Origin of the sequence: Polaromonas sp., assembly GCF_030689685.1 — a bacterium.
Taxonomy (GTDB): Bacteria; Pseudomonadota; Gammaproteobacteria; order Burkholderiales; family Burkholderiaceae_C; genus Polaromonas.
Genome location: NZ_JAUYEY010000102.1, coordinates 1 through 4,510, shown reverse-complemented (window position 1 = coordinate 4,510; position 4,510 = coordinate 1). Strand labels below are relative to the sequence as shown.

Genomic DNA, 4,510 nt, shown 5'->3' with positions numbered 1-4,510 from the left:
CGGCTGCAAAGCGGCCGCGACGGTCCATTTTTCACCGGCTTTTTGCCCCATAGCTACGGCTATGAGGCTGCAAACCCGGCAAAAACTGTCCTCGCCGGGGCCACTTTTCGCTTCGACGCCTTCTGCCGCCCAGGCTCCTAGGGAGCAAGCCTGCGGTGGCGGCGACGGCCGCAGCGGTCTGCTATTCTGGCTCCACCCGCCCGGCGTGTCGCTGCCGCTGCGGGTTTGCATGGCCGGACTTACCAGGATCTTCATTTGGCTTCAGACGCTGCCCCCGATTCGCCCCCGCATTCCGCATCGACCTCGGTCACCGGGCGCATCGATTCGTCCGAAATGCGCGGCGCTGGCAAGGCCTTGCTGTCGCTGGCGCTGATGGATGCGCGCAACCACACGCTGCGCCTGTTTGGCCATTACCAGCAGGCGCTGGAAGGCGTCAATTTTGTAGTGCCCCAGTTGCCGGTGCTCAATCCCCCGCTGTGGGAAATCGGCCATGTCGGCTGGTTTCAGGAATGGTGGATAGGCCGCAATATGCAGCGCTCGCGCGGCCTGCGCTGCGAGCCGGCGCCGGCGCGGCTGGCTTCCATCGAGCCGCACGCCGACCGCTGGTGGGACTCGGGCAATGTGCCGCACAGCACCCGCTGGACGCTGGACTTGCCGGGGGTGGCAAGTTGCCGCGCCTACCTGCTGGACACGCTGGAGAGCACGCTGGAGCTGTTGGAGAAAGCCGATGAAGACGACGACGCACTGTATTTTTACCGCCTGTGCCTGTTCCATGAGGACATGCATGCCGAAGCCCTGACCTACACCGCGCAGACGCTGGGCTTGCCGCTGGACAAGGCCTTGCTGCAGGCCTTCACACCGCCGACCCTGACGCTGCGCGAGCCGCTGCTGGTGCCGGCCGTTGCCTGGAAGCTGGGGTCGCCCGCGACCGCGCAGGCCACGGGTTTTATTTTCGACAATGAGCTGACGCAGCACGAGGTCAGCGTGCCGGAGTTCGAAATTGACGCGCAGCCCGTGAGCTGGGCGCAGTTTGTCGAGTTTGTCGATGACGGCGGCTACGACCGGCTCGAACTCTGGCAGCCACAAGGCTGGGACTGGCTGCAGGTGACGGCGCGCAGCGAGGGCCGACGCGGCCCGCGTTATGTCGAGCAGATCGGCGTGGCCAGCGGCGCGGTGATGCAAACCCGTTTCGGCCAGCCCATGCGCATGCTGGGCAACCAGCCGGCCATGCACATGAGCTGGTGGGAGGCCGACGCCTGGTGCCGCTGGGCCGGCCGCCGGCTGCCAGCCGAGGTCGAATGGGAGGTGGCGGCGCACACGGCGGCGCGCCGGGGCTTTCGCTGGGGCGATGTCTGGGAGTGGACCGGCAGCAGCTTCCGGGCTTACCCCGGTTTTGAGCCGCACCCTTATGCCGACTATTCGCAGCCCTGGTTTGGCACACACAAGGTGCTGCGCGGCGCGTCGATGGCGACGCGGGCGCGCATGAAACATCCGAAGTACCGCAATTTTTATCTCCCTGAGCGGGATGACATCTTTTGTGGATTCCGGTCCTGTGCTTTGTAGGTGCTATTGATTTGGTAGCTGGTGGCGCTTGATGGATATGGGCTAGAGGCGGATTTGATGGTTGATTTGTGTGTTGGGGACTTGTCGGACGTCGTGGTTTCCCAGCAAGCCGGGGGTTGCCCGGCGGCAACTCACTTTTCTTTTGCGTCGCCAAAAGAAAAGTAAGCAAAAGAAAAGGCGACCCGATAGTCCGGGTCCCTTCGCTTTGTCAGCGTTTGTCAGCGTTTCGGGCTGGAACGCAGACAGGCCAGAAAATGGTCCCAGCTACTTTGCAGCTCTTTCACGCGTGCGCCCTTGTCGAGCACTGCGCCGCCGGCTGCTTCGGTGCGCCTGACCACTTTGTCCAGGGCGCTGGCGGGGAGCGGACCGATCTGGCGGCGCAGGTTTGCGGCCTTGCGGCGCATCTCGGCAATGGTGTCCTTGGCCAAGGACTTGTTGTTTGACAAGGCAATGCCACCGACCAGTTCAGCCATCTCCGCCAGCACCGGGTCCAGGTACCAGACAGCGGCCGTGCCCAGGGCCAACGTCCAGACGCGTTTGGGCGACTCCGATGCTGCTGCAGATGCAGCTTCGGCGGGTCTGTTTGGCGGTTCGGTGGGGACGGTCATTGCAGGGGCGAGTTCTAACCATAACGCCGAAGGCTGAATTTTGGCTGACGATTGAGCGCTTCAAAACTCATGACAGTCGGAACGCTCAATTCCTCACCCCGTCCCTCTCCCAAAGGGTGAGAGCGGTCTAATCACTGTCGTGTATTTGGAAAAGATCAATAACACGCCGCCTGCCACTGGGCGATGACCTGGCAGACCCAGACAGCGTCGTCATGCGGCACATCGTGGCCGGCCCAGGGGTGTTGCCGGTGGCTGGCCTGCCATGCCTGTGCCAGATGCACCGAACAACGCGGATTCACCAGTCGGTCGGCGCTGGACGACAGCAGCAGCGTAGGGCAGTGCGGCTTGCCTGCAGCGGCCGAAAATTGCGCCGCTGCCCACAGTTGACGCCAAGCATTGCCGGCCCGCACCGGCGCGCTTTTACGGATCTGGACCCAGGCCGCCAGATCTTTTTCCACGGCTGCGCTGCGCTCGCAGGTCAGCGCATGGATGATGCGCTCGCTGTCCCTGGTATCGTCCCAGAGCGCGGCCAGCCGCAGCAGCGTCGGCCAATTGCCGGGTCGCAGGCGCTCGGTGGCGCGGCTGAAGGGGCGCATGCTGGTGTTGATCAGTACCAGCGCAGCCACCTCGTCCGGCCACTGCTGCGCCCAATCGGTGGCGACCATGCCGCCCAGCGACATGGCCAGCAGCCGGTAGGGTGGCGCGCGACCTTGGCGCCGCAATTGCTCGCGCGCAAACAGCGTCATCGCGCGCACCGTCGCCGGTGAGCGCAGGCCGCAAAACGCACCGTTGCCTGGCAGGTCCAGCGCGACGACGGTGTCGTCCGTGGTCGCCAGTTGCTGCGGCAGTCCCCCCCAGTGGCGTGCCTCCCGCGTCAGGCCGCGCAGCAGCACCCAGCTCATGGCGCGCGCCGGGGCCGCCAGTGGGCGCTGGCCTGCTGGTACAGCTCGGTCCGGCGTTCGGCCAGCGGCAGCCAGCCGGGCGCGGCATAGGCGGCCCGCGTGAGGAAGTCCAGCAGGTCCACATGGCGGCGCAGCACGCGCTTGATACGGTGCGCCTTGATCGGGTTGAAGATGCCGTGCCGCGAGAACAACTGGCGCGGGTTCTTGCGTATCCACAGCCAGGAGCCGAGCTCCAGCGTCATCGGCAAAAAGACGTGGCCTTCGGGCGTGTGCTCATAAGCGTGGTCCCAGAGGTCGCCGTGCAGCAGGTACTGGTTGCTTTGCGGCTCGAAGCTGTAGTCGTGGTGCGGCATCGCTTGCTCCAGCATGGTCTTGAGCGCAAACATCTCGGGCAGATGCGCCATCAGCCGGCGTGTTTTGGCATAGGGGAACCAGAGGCTGTCGTCAAAGCCGTAACCCGAATGGCAGTCGAGTGCCAGGCTGAAAGGCCGGCAGGCCAGTTGCTCACGCACCACCCGCAGCAGCGCCGTGCTTTCGGTTTCCATGGGCGCGCCGGGACGGCCGCAGTACCAGGGCAGCAACGGGCTCATGGTTTGACCGCCGGCCAAAAAAGGCACGCGACTCTCGGCGCGCTGCGCTGCGTTGCGCATCAGGTCCACGCCGCGCGGGTTGGCGCGTTTGTGCGCCCACATGCCGCCGGGGTTGACGATGGGCATGAACAACAGCCGCACCTTTTGCAATTGCTGCTGCAGCAGCGTGTCCCATTCGATGCGGCACAGCAGCGCGCGCATGTAGTTCAGGATCAACTGCGTACCGATGCGCTCCAGGCCGTGAATACCGCCGAAAAAACCAATCGCTGGCGCACGCGGGTCACGCGAGCCGATGGCGGCGGTGAAGATATCAAACGAGGGGCCGGCGGTGTGCACCTCGGCCACGGTCTGCACCGCAAAGTGCGCGCCGCCGGCCCGCAGGATGGCCTTGAAGTCTTCATGCTCGGCAAAGGTCGCTGCGGCATCGGGCGTACGGGCGAAGCGGTAAGCGTCGGCGGGCGGGTGCAAAAAATCCATTTCCCCATCCTTGCAGACTTGTGTGACAAATCACTGCATGCTTCCCATGGAAACCGATACGCTATGAAAAAAGGAGCTACTTGCGCCCGCTGGATATGGGCTGGAGACCGATTTGGCTTGAAATTACGGGCCAGGCGGCAGCAATACCAGATCTGACGCCGGGAAGGCCACGCAGGGTAGGATCCAGCCTTCGGCCTTTTCTTCGACGCTCAGGCCCGGCCACGCAATGTGGTAATTCCATTTCTACTTCATAAATGAAGTAATCAAGGAGCTCACAATCCAATCCCAAGAGACAATGGTGCGCACAGTTTCAGGGTTTTGCTCCAAAGTTCTGAGTCCCAGTGCAAGCTGCTCCTCCAGCGCGTCAAGG

At 63.9% G+C, this 4,510-nt stretch carries 4 protein-coding genes; 1 reads left to right on the top strand and 3 read right to left on the bottom strand.

The features are described 5' to 3' along the window. The first annotated feature begins 333 nt into the window (after positions 1–333). A complete protein-coding gene (senA, locus tag Q8O29_RS20270; protein ID WP_305566038.1) occupies positions 334–1,563 on the top strand; it encodes a selenoneine synthase SenA in 1,230 nt (409 codons plus the stop codon). Positions 1,564–1,781: 218 nt separating this feature from the next. On the opposite strand, the gene Q8O29_RS20265 is transcribed toward senA, so the two are convergent. The 3 genes from Q8O29_RS20265 to Q8O29_RS20255 all read right to left on the bottom strand — a co-directional run bounded on the left by Q8O29_RS20265 (position 1,782) and on the right by Q8O29_RS20255 (position 4,140). After that, positions 1,782–2,171, bottom strand: coding sequence for a hypothetical protein (locus Q8O29_RS20265; protein ID WP_305566036.1), 390 nt, complete (start codon positions 2,169–2,171; stop codon positions 1,782–1,784). 155 nt (positions 2,172–2,326) lie between these two features. Beyond that, positions 2,327–3,073, bottom strand: a complete 747-nt coding sequence (locus tag Q8O29_RS20260; RefSeq protein WP_305566035.1) for an alpha/beta fold hydrolase — start codon at positions 3,071–3,073, stop codon at positions 2,327–2,329. Continuing rightward, complete coding sequence (locus Q8O29_RS20255) at positions 3,070–4,140, bottom strand: M14 family zinc carboxypeptidase (protein WP_305566034.1); 1,071 nt, start codon at positions 4,138–4,140, stop codon at positions 3,070–3,072. Before Q8O29_RS20255 ends, Q8O29_RS20260 begins: the two co-directional genes overlap by 4 nt. Positions 4,141–4,510 lie beyond the last annotated feature (370 nt).

Coding starts and splice junctions, on each gene's coding strand:
- Q8O29_RS20265 (WP_305566036.1), bottom strand. CDS start 2,171: ATGACCGTCCCCACCGAACCGCCAAACAGACCCGCCGAAGCTGCATCT.
- Q8O29_RS20255 (WP_305566034.1), bottom strand. CDS start 4,140: ATGGATTTTTTGCACCCGCCCGCCGACGCTTACCGCTTCGCCCGTACG.
- senA (WP_305566038.1), top strand. CDS start 334: ATGCGCGGCGCTGGCAAGGCCTTGCTGTCGCTGGCGCTGATGGATGCG.
- Q8O29_RS20260 (WP_305566035.1), bottom strand. CDS start 3,073: ATGAGCTGGGTGCTGCTGCGCGGCCTGACGCGGGAGGCACGCCACTGG.